The following is a 19461-nucleotide window of genomic DNA, read 5'->3' as shown; positions in this document are numbered from 1 at the left end:
GTTCCATGAGCCGGCTCGCCGGCCCGAAGCCCCGATAATGTAGGGTAAAACCCGACGGCTTGAAAGATGCCGCAAACGTTTTCGTTCGGTCCCTGAAAATCGGGACCTAGACCAGCGGCTGGGTGCCGGGACGCGGCGCCCCGCGCCGGAGCGGCGCGCCGGTAGCGGCCGAAAACAGCACGACCTGCACGAAGCTGGTGACCGGCACGTAGGGCGCGAAAAACCGGTCCATCACCTGCGCGAATCCGCTCAGGCTGAACGCGGCGAAACGCTGCTCGTCCACGACCAGCCGCACCTCCAGCCCGTGCACGAAAGCCGATGCCGGCTTGCCGGGCAGCCAGCACCGCACGCGCGCCGTCGACAACGACACGAGCGCATCGAAACGCCGGCCGGCGTCGACGGCGTCCTCCGCCCAGCGCGCGCAAAGCCGCCTGAGCTGGGTCAGGCCGCCCTTGTCCAGCCGGATCGCCTGCGGCACGAGGAGCGACAGCAGATCCCACAGCTCCCCGTAGCGGAAAGCGGGCGGCCGGCTCGACGTCGGCCGGTTCAGCAGCATGACCGTTCCTGCCGGATCGCCGGTGGGCAATGCCAGTTCGCGCTCCTGCATCCCGGACAGATCGCCCTGCGTGCAGGACAGCCGGATCTCCAGCTTGCGATGGCCCGGATCGGCCGGTCGTCCGTCCACGTCGACCAGTTCCAGTTCGACGCCGCGGAGCGCCTCCGCAGCGTCGGCCGGAGCCGGCGGCGAGGTCTCCTTGGTCCGGGGATCGACAGGTTCCCGCGGTGCCCGCCTTGCCTCGTCGCGCAACACCGTCCAGAACAACCCGGGGCGAACGTCCGTGCCATGCCGTAGCGACTGAAACGGCGCCAGTGTCGATGTGCCCGAGTCGGATACCTGACGCACGGTGTCGATCGACCAGATAGCCGTGCGCGACGCTCCGGCCTGCGCGAGTGCACTTACCGTGTAATGGGCGCAACCGGCGCGCGTCTCGATCGGCTGGGCGTCGTCCGGAAACAGGTTGACGACCGGCGTACAAGACAACCGGACGTGGTCGGCCGTGGCGGCAGCCAGGCGCTGCGCGCGGTGCGAATCCGGATGCACACCCGCGATCGCGAGGTGGAGCGCGACGCGATGGCTGCCACCGGCGATTCGCTTGACCGCCCGCATGTCCAGGTCGACAAAGTCGAAACGCTCCGGCACCGCGCAATACGCCATCAGCAGGTGGAATGGCCAGAGGGCGTCGTCCGGCTGCACGTCGAGCAGCGCATCGGCCGGATCGAAGCCGACGGCCGTAAACGTCGCGTCCGGCAGGCGCTTCCAGCGCGTCGAATCGCCTGCTTCGGCGAAACTTCGGCCGGCAAGGAGCAACGCGGCATCGGTGAGTGCCGCGACGACTTCCCTCGCGCCGGTGAAATGCAGGCGCACGCTGTCCGGCACGATGGCGAACGTCGCCTGCGGTGCCGTGAGCTCGAACGTGAAGGTCAGCAAACCGGTCGCTTCCGGGGGCAACGCGACGTCGCGCGGCGCGATCGACGATGTTGTGTAACGCACCGACGACACGGTCAGCGGCACGATCGCGACGTCGTCCGCGATGCGGAATACTTCCTTGCCGACAGGCGCGATCAGCCGATCGCCGCGCGGCACGACGCGTGGCGCAAAGAGTTCGCTGCTGCGGTCGCCATGAAATTGCGCAATCGCGCACGATGGAAACGGGCGCAGGAAAGCGCCGTGCAGCGTGTCGAGAAAGCCGTGCGTAAACGCAGGCACGTCATCTTCGAGACGAATGTCGTGACACGCCGCCATCAACGCGAATGACTGCAACAGGCGTTCGACGTGCGGATCGTCCGAATGCTCGCCGGTGATCGCCAGGCGAGCGGCTATTTTGGGAAAGCGTTGAGCAAACGCCTGCACCGAACGGCGCAGCAGCGTCATCTCGCGTTCGAAGTGCGGCAACAGATCCTTGGGTTCGATGGCCATCCTCGTTCCGTCCGTCGCTGCATGTGCGTATGACGATGCAGCGTTCAAAAAAGGCGAAACGATTTTATTGGGATGACGGATTGTTTCATTCTCACTGAATCGAAAATCGCGAGGTTGGCGACGACGAACTCAATCGACGCCCCTCCGAAATGCCGCCAACATCAAGGCTCACCGCTTGCAAACGGCCGTTCGAACGTTTTCTCGACAATGATGGCGAACCGTTACGACAGACGGTACAGCGTGCGTGTCGGCACGACGACCGACACGCAACGCACCCGCTCACCTCGGCGACACCACGATCGCCGCCCGCCGATTCTGCGCCCGCCCGCCTGGCGTCCTGTTATCCCCCACCGGATCGAGCTTCCCTTTTCCGGCGACTGCGATCTGCTTCGCGTCGAGCCCGACGTCGACCAGCTCGATCGCCACGACCTCCGCCCGCCGCCGCGACAACTCGACGTCGTATTTCTCCGTCCCCTCGTCGTCGGAGTATCCATAAACGCGCACCCCGTTGATCCCCGCCGACCGCAACGTCCGCCCGATGCGTTCGACGATCCGCCGAACGTCCGGCTTCAGGTTGTAACGGTCGAAATCGAACAGGATCGGCCCGGTCGACCCGAACTCGAATCCCTCTCCAGTCTCCTGGAACCCGGCCGACTTCAGCGCCGTCACCTGCGTCTGCGTCAGCCCCCGATGAAGCGGCGGCGTCTTGCAGCCCCCCAGCAGCATGCACAGCAGCAGCGCACTCCCGACGCACATCCGCCCCATGCTCACAGGAAACGAGTGGTTCATGTCGCATCCCCTTCCATCGCGCCCGCTCTGCAAGCGCTTCTTTTAACTGCCGCCGCGGCCTCGCCCGCGGCGCGAGTCGATCGCCATCAAACCGGCCCCGCAACGCTCTGCGCCAGTTGCCACGATCCCGGCCGTGCGCGCTTGGCGCGATACATCGCGATATCGGCCGCGCGCAGCAAGCCGCTCGCGTCCGACGCGTGATCGGGATACAGCGCAACGCCGGCACTCATCATGGTGGCCACCACGCGGCCGTCGGACAGCTCGATCGACGGCGCCATGCCGGACAAAATCTCGTCGGCGATCCGGCACACGCTGCCCGCTTCAGGCACCGGCGCCAGCATCACCGCAAATTCGTCGCCGCCCAGGCGGGCGACGAGATCGGTCTCGCGCACCTGCGTGCGCAGCCGCGATGCGATGCCGATCAGCACCGCGTCCCCGGCGTCGTGGCCGAGACCGTCGTTGATCTCCTTGAAGCGGTCGCAGTCGAGATACAGCACGGCGACCCGCTGCCCCGTCAACGTGGCGTCGCAAAGCGCCAGCGCGAGGCGCGATTCGAACTGCACGCGGTTGGGCAACCCCGTGAGCGCATCGTGCGTCGCCTTGTGCTCGAGCGACGCGTTCTCGTCGCGCAGCGTGTTCTGCCAGTCTTCGAATTCGTCGAGCAACGCGTTGAAGTCGTCGCCGAGCTGGTTCAGTTCGGCGATCGCCGCCGGCTCGACGCGCCGCGCGAACGCGCGCTCGCGCCGCACCGCGTGCGCGACACCGGCCAGCGCGCGCAGCGGGGAAACGATGTCGCGCAGCAGGCGCTTCGAGCTGACGTACGCGCCGAACACGCTGACGGCCAGGCAACCGAGAATGCCGCCGACGCCGCCGAGCAGGAAGCCGAAGAATTGATGCCCGCGCCCGCGCACGACGACGTGGCCGACGATGATGCCGTCGTGCATCACCGGGACGGTCACCGGCCCCGGCAGCGCCATGTCGGCAACGGCGCGCTCGAGCCGCGCAATCCCGTTTCCGGCCGGCAATTGCCACGTCGCGAACAGTTGTCCGTTGCTGTCGGTGACGACCACCTGCGCGACGTCCTCGTCGCCGGCGATCATCCCGATCGCCTCGTTCGCCGCGACGCGGTCGCCGAACACGAGCGCCGCCTCGACCGTATAACCGAGCGAGCGCGCCAGCAGGTTCAGGTTGTTGCCGGCATACGCGCGCAGCGCGATCACGGCGACGACGATCAACGACACGGCGGCCATCGTCACGGCGACGAACGCGAGGCGCAGGTGCGCGCGACGCAACACGCTTTGCAGCGTCGGGCGCGACATGTGCGCAGACGAAACGGGAAGCGGGAACCGGCTCATGGCGTCACCGGTCGTCGTGCGAGATTGAGGACATTCGGATGCACGCGCACGCCGCTGCGCGCAACCGCGTCGAGATTGATCTCGAACGACACGCGATCGCCGTCGACATCGAGGCAGAACATGCCGCCCGCGGTGCAGGACGGGTCGTGTTCCGCGATCGTCAGCACCGGATGGCCGGCCAATGCCGCTCGCACCCGCGCGCGCTCGTCGTTGCTCAACGCGCCGAGATAGACGACGTCGCACGCGATGCCGAGCGACGGATCGTCGAAGCGCACGCGCTGGACGTCGAGCAACGTCGAGCCGGCCTGCAGCGTGTCGGTCAGGCCGCGTGCGTAGTCGGGCCGCCCGGCGATGCACAGATGCAGGCGCACGGGTGTCGTCGGCCAGCGCGTGAAGCTGATGATGCCGAGCACGACCTGACGCACGGCCGCATCGTGTGACGAAACGACGGGATCGGCGGGGGGCGCCGCGGCTGCGGCGAGGAGCACGTCGTCAGCCGGGCCGTCCGTATCGGCGGGCGCCCCGGCGAGCACGGCGGGGGCGGCACACAGAACGCAAACGATTGCGAGCAACGCGTGGCGCACGGAAGCGATCCGGCCGGGCCGGCTCGTCGTCCGTGCGGCGATCTCCGCCGCGCCCGTTGGCGTCGTTGCCGTCGCAAGACAGGCAGCCGCCGCGCATACTTTCGCTTCCATGATGGCAACATCCGCTGGCATCGCTCCGGCGCTGCCTCCTGCCTCCCTCCATGCGCATGCAAGCACCGAATGACGCGCACGATTTCTTCATCTTAGGTAAAAATTCGGACGACCAAGCAGTGGGAAACACCCGCGAAAAGGTCGGAACGTATGCGGATTCCGTGTTGCTGCCCGACGAAGCGGGTGCATGGGTCTAGCGACGTCGCTTCAATGTCGACGTCGGCGGATTGATCAGCGGATTGGGTACTCGTACGACGCAAACTTCATACGTTCTCGCGCGCGACGCAGCCGTCGACGTACATCGCGCGTTGCACCCGCGCGTTCGACGAGCCGCTCGCGACCACGATTGCGCCTGCAACGACACCGTGCCGACCATCGTGTGGAACACGTCGACGATCACGGGCTCGATAGGTACATGCGTGCTCGCGGGACGAACGACGCGGTTCCCGATGCGTTGATACGCACGAGCGCGGCTCGCTCGTCGACGTTCTCGACGGCTATCCCGAGCCGTGCGCTCGTCACGCCTCGCGCGTTCGGCTGTTCGTACGTGCCGGCCGCCCCGCCTTCCCGTATCTTCGTCGTCGGCGGCAATCGTCGCACGCGGGCCATCTGGCACGTGCCGGCCGCCCACCGCCCTCTTGGTACCCGGCGCCGCCGCGAGTATGCTTGCAGCTCGCACCTTCTCCAACCCGGGCGCGCGCACCGTACCGCGGGCAGGCGCCCCGCCAACCGTCACTCACCATCGATGGATTTCGACGTCATCGTTCTCGGCGCCGGCATCGTCGGCGTCTCCGCCGCGCTGCACCTGCAGGATCGCGGCCGCAAGGTCGCCCTCGTCGATCGCGGCGCGCCCGGCGAAGGCACGAGCTTCGGCAATGCCGGGCTGATCGAGCGTTCGTCGGTCGAGCCGTACCCGTTCCCGCGCAGCCCGTTCACGCTGATGCGCTATGCGCTGAACCGCTCGACCGATCTCTACTGGCACAGCGCGTCATTGCCCGCGTTCGCGCCGTGGCTCGCGCGGTTCTGGTGGGAATCGGCGCCGCTGCGCCACGCGGCGGCCTCGCGCGACATGCTGCCGCTGATCGAGCGCTGCATCGTCGAACACGACGCGCTGATCGCGCGGGCCGGCGCCGGCGAACTGGTCCGCGCCAGCGGCTGGCTGGAGGCGTTCCGCACACCGGCCGCATTCGAACGCGGCGTGGCCGAGGCCGGCCTCACCGCGCGCCGCCACGGGCTCGGCATCACGCCGCTCGATGCGGCCGCGCTGCTCGCGCACGAGCCGAGCCTCGCACCGGGCTTCTGCGGCGCGCTGCACTGGCTCGACCCGAAAAGCGTCGTCGATCCTGCCGCGCTCGTCAAAGCGTATGCGCAACTGTTCGTGCAGGGCGGCGGCACGCTGCTGACGGGCGACGCCGCGAGCCTCGACGCGCTGTCGCCCGGCTGGCAGGTGAGGACCGACGACGGCCCGGCGGCCGCGCCGGCCGTCGTCGTCGCGCTCGGCCCGTGGTCCGACACGGTGTTCGGCAAGTTCGGCTACAAGATCCCGCTGCGCGAGAAGCGCGGCTATCACATGCACTACGCGCCGTCCGCACGCGGCGTACCGTCGGCGCCGATCGTCGATCGCGAATACGGCTACGTGATCGCGCCGATGCGGCGCGGGCTGCGGCTGACGACCGGCGTCGAGATCGCGCGGCGCGGGCTTCCGCCAACGGGCGTGCAGCTCGAACGCGCGGAACGCGTCGCGCGGCCGGTGTTCGGTTTCGGCGAGCGGCTCGATCCGCATCCGTGGCTCGGCTTCCGGCCGTGCACGCCCGACATGCGCCCGGTGATCGGCCCCGCGCCCGCGCATCGCGGGCTGTGGTTCGCGTTCGGGCACAACCATCACGGGCTGACGCTCGGCCCCGTCACCGGCCGCCTGCTGGCCGAGATGATGACCGGCGAGGCGCCGTTCACCGATCCGGCGCCGTATCGCGCGGATCGCTTCTGAGCGCGCGATATCGGCCGGCACGCCGGCCTGACGGCGGCGCACCCGCCGCCGTCAGCGAAAGCGAAGCTGGTCTCGCCCGAGCTGCGAAACGGACGCGCAGCCCATCAGCCGCATGTCCCGGTCGATCTCCGTGCGCATCAGCTGCAACGCACGCTCGACGCCGGGCTGCCCGGCGGCGGCGAGCGGAAACAGGTAATAACGCCCGAGCCCGACGGCCTTCGCACCCAGCGCCAGCGCCTTCAGGACGTGCGAACCACGCTGCACGCCGCCGTCCATCATCACGTCGATCCGGTCGCCCACCGCATCGACGATCTCGGCAAGCTGGTCGAACGCGGCGCGCGAACCGTCCAGTTGCCGTCCGCCGTGGTTCGACAACACGATGCCGGTGCAGCCGATGTCCACCGCCCTGCGAGCGTCGTCGACCGACATCACGCCTTTCAGGCAAAACTGGCCGTTCCACTCCCGCACCATCGCGGCGACATCGTCCCATGACATCGACGGATCGAGCATGTCCGTGAAGTAGCGGCTGATCGACATCGCGCCGCGGCCCATGTCGACGTGCTTGTCGAGTTGCGGCAAACGGAACCGCTCGTGGGTCAGATAGTTGAACGCCCAGGCCGGCTTCAACGCGAACTCGGTCAGCCCCGCGAGCGTCAACCGGAACGGGATCGAGAAACCGGTGCGCTTGTCGCGCTCGCGATTGCCGCCGGTGATGCTGTCCACCGTCAGCATCATCACGTTCACGCCGGCCTGCCTCGAACGGTTCATCATCTCGCGGTTGAGGCCGCGATCCTTGTGAAAATAGAACTGGTACACCTGCGGCCCCGGGCTGATCGCACGCGCTTCTTCCAGACTCACGGTGCCGAGCGACGACACGCCGAACATCGTGTCGAATTTCGCGGCCGCGGCGGCGACCGCGCGCTCGCCATCATGATGAAACAGGCGTTGCAGCGCGGTCGGCGAACAATACACCGGCATGCCGAGCTTTTGCCCCATGACCGTCACCGACAGATCGACATCGCGCACGCCACGCAACACGTTCGGCACCAGGTCGCAGCGCTCGAACGCGCTCGTGTTGCGTCGATACGTGACTTCATCGTCGGCCGCACCGTCGATGTAGTTGAAGATCGGTCCCGGCAACCGCCGCCGGGCCAGCTCGCGGAAGTCGTGGAAATTGTGGCAATCGTTCACGCGCATTCGTCACACTCCATTCGGCGCACGCACTCAGTCGAGCGCGCGGCCGAAGATGCGGATCACTTCGTCGAGATGCTCGGCCATCGCCCGGCGCGCGGCGTCGGGGTCGCGCGCGCGAATCGCGTCGAGGATCGCGCGATGCTCGAGCTCCGAGCGATGCGGCATGTCGTTCGGCATGTACAGCGACTGCAGCCGCTGGAACATCGGGTCGTACTTGTGCGCGAGCAGTTGCTTGATCATCAGCGCATACGCGGCGTTATCGCTCGCCTCCGCGATACGGATATGGAACAGCCGGTCGCCCGGGTGCGTGAGCGAGCCGCTGCGGTTGTCGTCCTGGTTGCGCAGGAACGCTTCGTGGATCCCTTCGATCTGCGCGTCCGAGCCGTGCTTGGCGGCCAGCGACGCGGCTTCCGGCTCGATCAGCCGGCGCGCCTGCAACAGCGCGAACGGCGGGATTTCGGTGTCGAGATCGAGCGCGATGCCGAGCTCGGGATCGATCTCGACGATCGAGAACGGCGCGACCTTCGCGTCGGGCACCCGCGCGGGCTCGGGCGCGGCAGCCGTTTCGGGATGGCGCACCTTCACGCCGTCGCCGACACGCACGCTGACGAGCCCGTTCACTTCGAGCGCGATCAGCGCCTCGCGCACCGACGTGCGCGACACGCCGAACCGTTCGGCGAGTTCGCGCTCGGGCGGCAGATAGCTGCCCGGCGGGAAATCGCCGGACTCGATCATCGCACTGAGCGTGTCGGCGATCTGCTGGTAGAGGCGGCGGTTCTGAATCGGCTGGATGGACATACGTTGACGCTGGTAATCGGTTTCGTTGCGGGCGGCCGACGAATCGCACGGACCGCTCGCGCCTATTTTATATGCCGCGCTCCGCCTCGCCCGGCACCGCGTAGCAACGCGCGGCCGTGCCGCCCCACAACGCGCCGCGCTCGGCGGCCGACAGCCGCGATTCGGCCCAGCGCTCGACGAGCGACGCCACCTCGTCATACGACGCCGCGAGCAGGCACACGGGCCAGTCCGATCCGAACATCAGCCGCTGCGGGCCGAATGCGTCGAGCGCCGCGTCGAGGCACTGCTCGACATGCCGGATGTCCTGCGCGCGCAGCCCGCGCCGCCAGTCGGCCTCGGTCACGAGCCCCGACAGCTTGCACACGACGTGCGGCAGCGCGCCGAGCTCGCGCAGCGACGCTCGCCAGCGCGGAAACGCCGTGTCGTCGCGCTCGAACTCGGCGAGCGCCGGCTTGCCGCAATGATCGAGCACGAGCCAGTGCGCATCGTGCCGCATGCAGAACGCGCGCACGTCCGGCAACTGGCGCTCGAACACGAGCACGTCGTACACATAGCCGTGCGCCTGCAGCCACGCGATGCCGCGATTGAAGCCGGGATCCGCGACGAACGCGCCGACGTCGGCTTCGTCCTGCACCTGATGACGAAAACCGCGCAGCTTCGGGCTGCGCCACTCGGCGATACGGTCGGCCAGCGCCGGCGCCCCGAGATCCTCCCAGCCGACCACCGCCGCGATGCGTGCGTCGTCGCGCGCGAGATCCAGCAGGAACGCCGTCTCGTCGCGCCCGGCGCGCGCCTGCACCGCGATCGATGCGCCGAGCGCCTGCGCATGCAGCTGCGGCCACAGCGCGTCGGGCAGGTAGTCGCGCGCGAGCACGCCCATGCCGGGGCCGATCCACGGATAGTCGGCCGCGCGATAACGCCAGAAGTGCTGATGCGAATCGATACGCACTGCGCCCATGATGCCCTCGTGTTCGGTCAGGTCGTCGGCGGCGGCACGGATCGCCGCGATCGCCGCCGGCACGCCACGTTCAGTCGTACAGCACCGCCGCGATCTTCGGATCGTCGATATTGGTCTTGTCGTACCAGTAGAACCCGGTATCGATGACCTTCGGCAGCTTCTCGCCCTTGATCGCCTTCACGGCCGCCTCGACCGTCTTGTAGCCGATCCCGATCGGGTTCTGCGTGATCGCGCCGGCCATCAGCCCGCTGCGGATCGCGTCCTTCTGCTGCTTGCCGGAGTCGTAGCCGACGATCACCACCTTGCGCTTCATCTCGCGCACGCCGTTGACCACGCCGATCGCCGAACCCTCGTTGGTGCCGAACAGCCCCTTGAGCTTCGGATACGCCTGCAGGATCGACTTCGTCACTTCGGTCGATTTCAGCTGGTCGCCCTCGCCGTACTGCACGGTCACGACCTGCACCTTCGGGTGCGCGGATTTCATCCGGTCGAGGAAGCCGTCGCGGCGATCGATGCCGGTCCGGCTCGTCTGGTCGTGCGCGACCACCGCCACCTGGCCTTCGTCGCCGATCAGCGCGGCGAGCTTGTCGGCGGCGAGCGCGGCGGCCGCCTTGTTGTTGGTCGCGGCCGTCGTCACCGGAATGTCGCTGTCCACGCCCGAGTCGAACGCGATCACCGGGATCTTCTCGGCCTGCGCCTTCTTCAGGAGCGGCAGCGCGGCCTTGCTGTCGAGCGCCGCGAAGCCGAGCGCGGCCGGCTTCTTCGCGATCGCGGCCGACAGCATGTCGATCTGCTTGTCGACCATCGCCTCGGTTTCGGGCCCTTCGAACGTCACCTTCACCTTGTAGTCCTTCGCGGCCTGCGCCGCGCCCGATTTCACGGCCTGCCAGAACTGATGCTGGAAGCCTTTCGAGATCAGCGGAATGTATGTCTCCTGCGCCTGCGCGCCGGCCGTGACGCCGGCGGCGAACGTCAGCCCGACGATCGCGTTCAACACCTTGCTCCTGATCACTTCGCGTCTCCTTGGTTGGTATCGACTGAAATGCCGGCCCGGCCGGCGGTGAAGCCCATGCCCTGGTGCGTCGGCGTCAGCGGCGACGTCGGCGCAGGATGTCCACGTAGACGGCGAGGATGATGATCACGCCCGTCACGACCGTCTGCCATTCCTGCGCGACCGACATGATGCGCAGGCCGTTGGTCAGCACGCTCATGATGAACGCGCCGATGATGGTGCCGACGATGCTGCCCGCGCCGCCCGACAGCGACGTGCCGCCGATCACGACGGCCGCGATCGCATCGAGCTCGTAGCCCTGGCCGAGCGCCGGCTGCGCGGAGTTCAGCCGCGACGCGATCAGCAGCCCGGCGATCCCGCACACCGCGCCGCTGAACGTGTAGACGGCGATCTTCCACGCATCGACGTTCACGCCGGACAGCCGCAGCGCTTCCTCGTTGCTGCCGAGCGCGAACGTGTAGCGGCCGAAGATCGTGCGGTTGAGCACGATCGACGCGCCGATCGCGACGAGGAACAGGATCAGCACCGCGTTCGGAATCGGCAGCGCGGGGATCAGGCTGCCGATCAGCGAATCCTGCGCGATCGACGTGAAGCCCGGCGTGTCGTTGAAGTAGATCGGCCGCGTGCCCGAGATCACGAGCGACAGCCCCTTGAGCAGCATCATCATGCCGAGCGTCGCGATGAACGGCGGCACCTTCATCTTCGCGATCACGAAGCCCGACACGCAGCCGGAAAGCGCGCCGAAGCACAGCGCGGCGAGGATCCCGAGCGGCAGCGGCATCCCCCATTTCGTCAGCACGACGCCGGCCATCACCGCGCAGAACGTCATCAGCGTGCCGACCGACAGGTCGATGCCGGACGTGATGATCACGTACGTACAGGCGACGGCCAACACGCCGTTCACGGCGGTGGCCTGCAGGATCGACACGAGGTTGTCGACTTCGAGGAAGTTCGACGACGCGAAACTGAAGAACACGATCAGCAGCACGAGGCTCGCGAACGCGAGCAGCTTCTGCCGCGCGGCCGGGTTGAAGAAGCGCGCCTTCAGGCGCGATGCGGCCGCCGGCGTGTCGCCGGTGGCCAGGGGCGGAACGGGATGCGTATCGTTGGACATGATCGGGTAGGCGTCTGGGCGTCTGATTCAGGACAATACGGTCGACTCGCGCTGCGTCGCGAGCTGCATGATCTTTTCCTGCGTGGCGTCGGCCGCGCGCAATTCGCCGGTCACGCGGCCTTCGCACATCACGAGAATCCGGTGGCTCATGCGCAGCACCTCGGGCAACTCCGACGAGATCATCACGATCGCCTTGCCGTCGGCGGCGAGCGCGTCGAGCAGCTTGTAGATCTCGCTTTTCGCGCCGACGTCGATGCCGCGCGTCGGTTCGTCGAAGAACAGGATGTCGCAGTCGCGCAGCAGCCACTTCGCGATCACGATCTTCTGCTGGTTGCCGCCCGACAGGAGCCGCGCGGGCTGCGCGACCGACGGCGTGCGGATCGCGAGCTGCCGCACGTACGACTGCGCGGCCTCGCGCATCGCGCGCGCATCGAGGAACAGGCCGCGGCGCACGAAGCGGCGCATGCTCGACAGCGCGATGTTGTTCTGCACGTCCATCCCGACCGCGAGCCCGAAATGCTTGCGATCCTCGGACAGGTAGCCGATGCCATATTTCACCGCGTCGGCCGGCGTGCGGATCGTCACGGCCCGGCCGTTCACGCGGATCTCGCCCGCATCGACCGGGTCCGCGCCGAACACCGCGCGCGCGACCTCGGTGCGGCCCGCGCCCATCAGCCCGGCGAAGCCGAGGATCTCGCCGCGTCGCAGCGTGAAGCCGACGTCGCGGATCGCGCGACCGCGCGACAGCCCGCGCACTTCGAGCGCAATCTCGTTCGCGGACGTATCGGGCGGCGTGCGGGCGTCCGTATCGAGCTGGCGGCCGACCATCATCGAGATGATCGATTCCATCGACGTGCCGGCCATCGGCACGGTCGCGACGTACTTGCCGTCGCGCATCACGGTCACGCGATCGGCGATCTGGCGCAGCTCGTCCATCTTGTGCGAGATGTAGACGATGCCGACGCCGTGCGCACGCAGGTCGCGGATGATGCGAAACAGCTCCGCTATCTCCGCGTTGTTCAGCGCGGCGGTCGGCTCGTCCATGATCAGCACGCGCGAATCGAACGACAGCGCCTTCGCGATCTCGACCATCTGCTGCTTCGCGACCGTCAGCCGGCCGACCGGCGTGCGCGGATCGAGATCGAGCCGCATGCGCCGGAAGATCGCGGCGGCTTCCCGGTTCAGCCGGTCTTCGTCGACGAACACGCCGAAACGGCCGCGCGGCTCGCGGCCGATGAAGATGTTCTGCGCGACGCTCAGGTGATTCATCAGGTTCAGTTCCTGATGGATGATGCCGATGCCGAGCGCCTGCGCGGCGCGCGGGTCGGCGATCTCCACCGGGCGGCCGTCCATCCGGATCTCGCCCGCGTCGCGCGGATAGACGCCCGCGAGAATCTTCATCAGCGTCGACTTGCCGGCGCCGTTCTCGCCCATCAGCGCATGCACTTCGCCCGCGCGCAGGTCGAAGCGGCAATCGTCGAGCGCCTGGACGCCCGGAAAGCGCTTGCCGATGCCGGTCAGCGCGATCAGCGGCGGCGCGGCGTTCGGGTTCAGGTCGGATTGCATGGAACGCGGCCCTCAGCTGATCGCTCGATCGAGATGCGTATAGCCGCCGTCGACGAACAGCCACTGGCCCGTCGTGTGCGACGCGCGCTCCGACAGCAGGAACACGGTCGTGTCGGCGATCTCGTCGGCCGTCGTGAAGCGCCGGCCGAGCGGCACCTTGCCCGCGATTTCCGCGACCTTCGCTTGCGGGTCGTCGAAGCCGGCGATCCAGTTCCGGTAGAGCGGCGTCATCACTTCGGCCGGGATCACCGCGTTCACGCGCACGCCGTCGTCGCGCAATGCGACCGCCCATTCGCGCGTCAGCGCGAGCTGCGCGCCCTTCGACGCGCAATAGCCACTCGTGTTGCCCTGGCCGGTCACGGCCGTCTTCGACGAGATGTTGACGATCGCGCCGCGTGCCGCCTTCAGGTGCGGCACGCAGTAGTGCGCCATCACGTAGTAGTGGACCAGGTTGCGTTCGAGCGATGCGACGAACGCGTCGCGGCCGGCGTCGAGCCCGATGCTGTCGTTGATGCCCGCGTTGTTGACGAGGCCGTCGATGCGACCGAAGCGCGCGAGAGTTTGGGCGACGCCGTCGCGGCACTGCGCGTCGTCCTGCAGTTCGACCGTGACGCACGCGGCGCGCGGCTGTTTCCGCGTGAGTTCGCGCCAGAAGCCGTCGTCGGGTGCGTGGCGCGCGAACACCACCGGGATCGCGCCTTCGCCGGCCAGCCGCATCGAGATCGCGGCGCCGATGCCCGACGCGCCGCCGGTCACGATCACGACCTTGTGTTGCAGATTCAAATCCACTTCGCGTCTCCGTCGTTCATGTTGTCGCCGCGCACGGCATGCACGACGCGCGCGGCGCGCCGTCGTGCGTCGCCCTGCGTCAGCCGCGAAACCGGTATTGCTCCAGCGATTCGGGCTTCATCTCGATCGAGAAGCCGGGCGCCGTCGGCGGCATGTATGCCGCATTGCGCACCACGCACGGCTCGACGAAATGCTCGTGCAGGTGATCGACGTACTCGGTCACACGCCCTTCCTTCGTGCCCGACATGCACACGTAATCGATCATCGACAGGTGCTGCACGTACTCGCACAGCCCGACGCCGCCCGCATGCGGACACACCGGCAGCCCGTACTTCGCGGCCATCAGCATCACCGCGAGAATCTCGTTCACGCCGCCGAGCCGGCACGCGTCGATCTGCACGACGTCGATCGCGCCGCGCGCGATGAACTGCTTGAACAGCACGCGGTTCTGGCACATCTCGCCGGTCGCGACCTGCACCGGCGCGATCGCCTCGCGGATCTTGCGATGCCCTTCGACGTCGTCGGGGCTCGTCGGCTCCTCGATGAACCACGGCCGCGCGAACGCGAGCTCGCGCACCCAGTCGATCGCCTCGTCGACTTCCCACACCTGGTTCGCGTCGATCATCAGCTTGCGGTCGGGGCCGATCACCTCGCGCGCGATCGTCACGCGGCGGATGTCGTCCTCGAGGTTCGCGCCGACCTTCAGCTTCACGTAGTCGAAGCCTTCTTCCACCGCCTCGCGGCACAGCCGGCGCAGCTTGTCGTCGCTGTAACCGAGCCAGCCGGCCGACGTCGTGTAGCACGGGTAGCCGTCGCGCTCCAGCGCGGCGATCCGCGCGGCCTTGCCGGGCGCCTGCCGGCGCAGCAGCTCGAGCGCCTCGTCCGGGCTCAGGCAGTCGGTCAGGTAGCGGAAGTCGATCGCCCGCACCAGTTCCTCCGGGCTCATGTCGGCGACGAGCCGCCACAGCGGCTTGCCGACGGCCTTCGCCCACAAATCCCACACCGCATTGACGACGGCGCCCGTCGCCAGGTGGATCGCGCCCTTGTCGGGGCCGATCCAGCGCAACTGGCTGTCCGACGTGACGTGCCGCCAGAAGCGGCCCATGTCCTCGCGGATCCAGTCGAGGTCGAGGCCGACGACGAGGTGACGCATCGCGTCGATCGCCGCGCAGCAGATTTCGTTGCCGCGCCCGATGGTGAACGTGAGCCCGTGACCTTCGAGCCCGTCGCGGTCGGTTTCGAGCACGACGTAGGCCGCCGAATAATCGGGGTCCGGATTCATCGCGTCGGAGCCGTCGAGCTGGCGCGAGGTCGGAAAGCGCACGTCGAGGACGCGCATCGATCGAATGATAGGCATGACGAACCGTCCGTTGAAGGAAATCAGGCCTGCACGGTGCGCTGACGTTGCTCGCCGAGCCCGTCGATGCCGAGCGTGATCACCTGGCCGGCGCGCAGGTAGACGGGCGGCTTCTGCCCGAGGCCGACGCCCGGCGGCGTGCCGGTCGAGATCACGTCGCCCGGCTGCAGGCTCATGAAGCGGCTCAGGTAGCTGATCAGGTGCGGCACGCGGAACACCATCGTCGCGGTCGTGCCGTTCTGGTAGCGATGGCCGTCCACTTCCAGCCACAGCCGCAGCGCGTGCGGATCGGGCACTTCGTCGGCCGTGACGAGCCACGGGCCGATCGGGCCGAACGTGTCGTTGCCCTTGCCCTTGTCCCACGTGCCGCCGCGCTCGAGCTGGTATTCGCGCTCCGACACGTCGTTCACGACGCAGTAGCCGGCGACGTGCGACAGCGCATCGGCTTCGTCGATATAGCGGCCGCCCTGGCCGATCACCACGCCGAGCTCGACTTCCCAGTCGGTCTTCTCCGAGCCGCGCGGAATCTCGACGTCGTCGTTCGGGCCCGAGATCGCGCTCGTCCACTTGCCGAACACGACGGGCTCCTTCGGCACCTCCATCCCCGATTCGGCCGCGTGATCCGAATAGTTGAGCCCGATGCAGATGAACTTGCCGACGCGGCCGACGCACGCGCCGAGCCGCGGCGTGCCTTCGACGAGCGGCAGCGACGACGGCGGGATGTCGCGCAGCCGCGCGAGCGACGCGGGGGTCAGTGCGTCGCCGGCGATGTCGTCGATCACGCCGGACAGGTCGCGAATCTGGCCGTGCGCATCCAGCAGGCCCGGTTTTTCATGGTGTTTGTCGCCAAATCTCAGCAGTTTCATGGAGTTATCCGAATGGAAACGAAAAGTGAATGGGAAGGCGCGGCCGGCCAGACACGGTCAGTTTGACCAGCCGCCGTCGATCAGGTGAATCGTGCCGGTGGTGAACGATGCTTCGTCGGACGCCAGGTACAGCGCGAGCGCGGCCACCTCATCCGCGGTGCCGATGCGGCCGATCGGCTGGCGCGCGACGAACGCCTGGCGCACCTCGTCGGCGGACACGTGGCGCGTGCGCGCCTGGTCGGCGATCCGCTGCTCCAGCGACGGCGATTCGATCGTGCCCGGGCAGATCGCGTTGCAGCGGATGCCGCGCTCGACGAAATCGGCGGCCACCGCCTTGGTCAGCCCGATCACGGCCGCCTTGGTGGTCCCGTACACGAAGCGGTTCGGCACGCCCTTCACGCTCGACGCGGCCGACGCCATGTTGACGATCGACGCGCCGCCGGCTTCGAGCATCGCGGGCAGCAGCGCGCGGATCAGCCGGTACATCGACGTGACGTTCAGGTTCAGCGAGAACGCCCATGCGTCTTCGTCGCACTCGAGGATCGAGCCGTGGTGCACGTAGCCCGCGCAGTTGAACAGCACGTCGAACGCGCGTTCGCTCGCGGCCAGCGCGGCAATGTCGTGCGCGTCGGTGACGTCGAGCCGCCGCGTGACCAGCCGGCCGCCTGCGCGCTCGGCATCGGCTTCGAGCCGCACCAGTGCGGCTTCGTTGATATCGGTCGCCAGCACGTCGGCGCCCTCGCTCGCGAACCGCAGCGCGGTCGCGCGGCCGATGCCCTGCCCGGCCGCCGTCACCAGCGCGCGTTTGCCCTGCAATCTCATGAGCTCTCTCCGAAAAGCCGGCCGCCCGTCGGCCGATTGGCACAAAGGACCAAAGGTCCAACCAATCATAGAAACGGATCGGGCGTTTGTCACGAAATTGGGATTCAGTATTTACCCGGGCAGGGAAATGGGGCGCACAAGGAAAAATCCGGCCGCGGACGGGTATTGGAAATTTCTTGGGGTGATCGCATAAACCCAGTACGGACGGGCCCTTCGGCCGTTTCCTCGTGGCGATCCCACGCAGCGGCCGCGTCAAACTGACAAAAAAGTCATGTTCGCGTCAGGGTGCCAACGGGTGGCGCACGCCATCATGGTGTTGCCGGACCGCGCTTCCGGTCCATCGCCTCCCCTGCCCGCGCCGGATCTCGGCGGGCACCTCCGTCCCCCGGCGATGTATCCCGTGACTGGGCGAGCAGTCACGGCGCGCGGGCCGATTTTCCGCCCCGGACGTCCGCGTCCGGGGCTTTTTGTCCTTGGTTTTTCAAGAAAATAAGCGTGGATTGTTTCTAAATCGGCAAAAGGTAATTTGAGCCAGACAGGATGTTTTTTCCGGTCACAGACGCTTACATTTAGCGCACCACTCATGGAAACCGCTACGGATTCGCCATCGGGTAGTGACATCCACTGCCACGGCCGAAACCGCACGAGCTTTAGGAAACGGCAAAATGAAGGCCTCCAAATCCCTGCCTGCGCTCGATCCCGCCGACGTCCACGTCGAAATCCTCGAACGTTCCGATACGCTGCTCGTCGTCCGCTGGGTCGAGCCCGGCCGCTGTCACTACGGCGAGCAACGCTGGCGCCGCCGCTTCGCGCAGCGCACCGGCACCTGTGCGTTGTCGCGCCAGGTGATCCACCGCGGCGACGAAGTGTTCCGCCCGGCCGAGCGCCCGGCCCCCGCGAACGCCGCCGCCATGATCTCCGCCGCCGAGGTGCTCGCGCTGGCCGGCAGCCGGTAACGCCCGCCGGCCGTGCGCGCGGCTGACGGTGCCGCACCATCCGCCTGCCCTAGAAGCGCCGGTCTAATTCCCCCGCTTGTCTGCTCCGTCCGCCCGCACTATCGTTACACCACTCAATGTAACGATTACGTGCGGCGGCCGACCGCCGCGCCGATGGAGGCAGACATGCATGCATGGAGCGCGCGCCACGTGCCGGCGCAAGGCGGCAAGGTCGCGGTCGTGACCGGCGCCAACAGCGGCCTCGGCTGGCAGATCGCGGAAACGCTGGCCGCGAAAGGCGCGACGGTCGTGATGGGCTGCCGCGACGCCGCACGCGGCGCGCAGGCCGCCGACGCGATCCGCCGGCTTCATCCTCATGCACGCGTCGAAGTCGATCCGCTCGACCTCGCCGATCTCGCGTCGATCGCACGCTTCGCGGCCGACGTGGCCGAACGCCACGGCCGCGTCGACATCCTCTGCAACAACGCCGGCGTGATGTTCCTGCCGCTGCGGCACACGCGCGACGGCTTCGAGATGCAGTTCGGCACCAACCACCTCGGCCATTTCGCGCTGACCGGCCATCTGCTGCCGGCGCTGCGCGCCGCCAGACGCGCGCGCGTCGTCACGATGTCGAGCGGCTTCAATCGCGGCGGCCGGATTCGGGTCGACGACCTGCGCGCCGCGCATCGCTACAACCGCTATCTCGCCTATTGCGACAGCAAGCTCGCGAACCTCGTGTTCGCGATCGAGCTGCAGCGCCGCTTCGAGCGCGCGGCGTTCGCCGGCATCAGCGTCGCCGCCCACCCCGGCTACGCGGCGACCAACCTGCAGTTCGCGGGCCCGGCGATGGACAGTTCGCCCGCCCGCGCCGCGCTGATGCGTGCCGCGAACCGTTATCTCGCGCAGCCGGCCGACCAAGGCGCGCTGCCCGCGATTCACGCGGCCACGTCGCCCGATCTGGCCGGCGGCGCGTACATCGGCCCGTCGGGCTGGTTCGAATCGCGCGGGCTGCCCGCGCCGGCCAGCGTGCCGCGCGCGGCGCGCGACGTGGCGTCGGCGGCGTTGCTGTGGGAAGCCTCGGAAGCCGCGACGGGCGTGCGCCTCCTCAGTTCCGGGGCGCCGGCCGGCCGCGCGCCGGGCCGGCCGTTCGATGCGGCGGCCGAAGCACGTTGAACCGCGCGCCGCCAGGGCCGCGAATTCTTCATACTTATTACATCAACCGAAAAGAAAGCCCGCTGAAAGACTG

At 67.9% G+C, this 19461-nt stretch carries 17 protein-coding genes; 3 read left to right on the top strand and 14 right to left on the bottom strand.

Going from position 1 to position 19461, the window contains the following annotated elements; all coding sequences use genetic code 11:
- Positions 1 to 106: 106 nt before the first annotated feature.
- The 4 genes from tssF to HWX62_RS18090 form a co-directional block, all read right to left on the bottom strand.
- Entirely contained in the window at positions 107 to 1978 is a 1872-nt protein-coding gene (gene tssF, locus HWX62_RS18105) for a type VI secretion system baseplate subunit TssF (protein WP_175931577.1), read from the bottom strand.
- A gap of 279 nt (positions 1979 to 2257) precedes the next feature.
- Positions 2258 to 2767: an OmpA family protein gene (locus HWX62_RS18100; RefSeq protein WP_175931458.1), complete on the bottom strand. Its 510-nt coding sequence runs from the start codon at positions 2765 to 2767 to the stop codon at positions 2258 to 2260.
- A gap of 86 nt (positions 2768 to 2853) precedes the next feature.
- Entirely contained in the window at positions 2854 to 4122 is a 1269-nt protein-coding gene (locus HWX62_RS18095) for a diguanylate cyclase (protein ID WP_175931459.1), read from the bottom strand.
- On the bottom strand, positions 4119 to 4817 hold the full coding sequence (locus tag HWX62_RS18090) for a YfiR family protein (protein ID WP_175931460.1): 699 nt from the start codon (positions 4815 to 4817) through the stop codon (positions 4119 to 4121). Before HWX62_RS18090 ends, HWX62_RS18095 begins: the two co-directional genes overlap by 4 nt.
- 745 nt (positions 4818 to 5562) lie before the next feature.
- Between HWX62_RS18090 and HWX62_RS18085 the strand changes: the two genes are divergently transcribed.
- Entirely contained in the window at positions 5563 to 6804 is a 1242-nt protein-coding gene (locus HWX62_RS18085; RefSeq protein WP_175931461.1) for an FAD-binding oxidoreductase, read from the top strand.
- Positions 6805 to 6855: 51 nt separating this feature from the next.
- On the opposite strand, the gene HWX62_RS18080 is transcribed toward HWX62_RS18085, so the two are convergent.
- The 10 genes from HWX62_RS18080 to HWX62_RS18035 all read right to left on the bottom strand — a co-directional run bounded on the left by HWX62_RS18080 (position 6856) and on the right by HWX62_RS18035 (position 17280).
- Positions 6856 to 8001, bottom strand: coding sequence for an alpha-hydroxy acid oxidase (locus HWX62_RS18080; RefSeq protein WP_175931462.1), 1146 nt, complete (start codon positions 7999 to 8001; stop codon positions 6856 to 6858).
- Positions 8002 to 8028: 27 nt separating this feature from the next.
- Positions 8029 to 8796 carry a FadR/GntR family transcriptional regulator gene (locus tag HWX62_RS18075; protein ID WP_175931463.1) on the bottom strand — a complete coding sequence of 256 codons (768 nt, stop codon included), beginning with the start codon at positions 8794 to 8796 and terminating at the stop codon, positions 8029 to 8031.
- Between the two features lie 67 nt (positions 8797 to 8863).
- Positions 8864 to 9754: an amidohydrolase family protein gene (locus HWX62_RS18070; RefSeq protein ID WP_175931578.1), complete on the bottom strand. Its 891-nt coding sequence runs from the start codon at positions 9752 to 9754 to the stop codon at positions 8864 to 8866.
- A gap of 70 nt (positions 9755 to 9824) precedes the next feature.
- Entirely contained in the window at positions 9825 to 10766 is a 942-nt protein-coding gene (locus tag HWX62_RS18065) for an ABC transporter substrate-binding protein (protein ID WP_175931464.1), read from the bottom strand.
- Between the two features lie 76 nt (positions 10767 to 10842).
- Positions 10843 to 11880, bottom strand: coding sequence for an ABC transporter permease (locus HWX62_RS18060; RefSeq protein WP_175931465.1), 1038 nt, complete (start codon positions 11878 to 11880; stop codon positions 10843 to 10845).
- 27 nt (positions 11881 to 11907) lie between these two features.
- Complete coding sequence (locus HWX62_RS18055; RefSeq protein ID WP_175931466.1) at positions 11908 to 13446, bottom strand: sugar ABC transporter ATP-binding protein; 1539 nt, start codon at positions 13444 to 13446, stop codon at positions 11908 to 11910.
- Positions 13447 to 13458: 12 nt separating this feature from the next.
- On the bottom strand, positions 13459 to 14235 hold the full coding sequence (locus HWX62_RS18050; protein ID WP_175931467.1) for an SDR family oxidoreductase: 777 nt from the start codon (positions 14233 to 14235) through the stop codon (positions 13459 to 13461).
- A 79-nt stretch (positions 14236 to 14314) separates the two neighbouring features.
- Positions 14315 to 15592, bottom strand: coding sequence for an L-fuconate dehydratase (locus HWX62_RS18045; protein WP_175931468.1), 1278 nt, complete (start codon positions 15590 to 15592; stop codon positions 14315 to 14317).
- A gap of 23 nt (positions 15593 to 15615) precedes the next feature.
- Positions 15616 to 16458, bottom strand: a complete 843-nt coding sequence (locus HWX62_RS18040; RefSeq protein WP_089470377.1) for an ureidoglycolate lyase — start codon at positions 16456 to 16458, stop codon at positions 15616 to 15618.
- A gap of 57 nt (positions 16459 to 16515) precedes the next feature.
- Entirely contained in the window at positions 16516 to 17280 is a 765-nt protein-coding gene (locus HWX62_RS18035) for an SDR family oxidoreductase (RefSeq protein ID WP_175931469.1), read from the bottom strand.
- Positions 17281 to 17945: 665 nt separating this feature from the next.
- Here HWX62_RS18035 and HWX62_RS18030 point away from each other — a divergent pair.
- The gene (locus HWX62_RS18030) at positions 17946 to 18236 is read left to right on the top strand and encodes a DUF3331 domain-containing protein (protein ID WP_006484717.1); all 291 of its coding nucleotides are present in this window, start codon (positions 17946 to 17948) and stop codon (positions 18234 to 18236) included.
- A gap of 165 nt (positions 18237 to 18401) precedes the next feature.
- Positions 18402 to 19388, top strand: coding sequence for an oxidoreductase (locus tag HWX62_RS18025; protein WP_175931470.1), 987 nt, complete (start codon positions 18402 to 18404; stop codon positions 19386 to 19388).
- Positions 19389 to 19461 lie beyond the last annotated feature (73 nt).

The sequence above is a fragment of the Burkholderia sp. BCC0506 genome (assembly GCF_902833145.1).
Classification (GTDB): Bacteria; Pseudomonadota; Gammaproteobacteria; order Burkholderiales; family Burkholderiaceae; genus Burkholderia.
The sequence above is the reverse complement of the archived record's forward strand: the minus strand, read 5'-3'. Positions and strand labels throughout refer to the sequence as shown.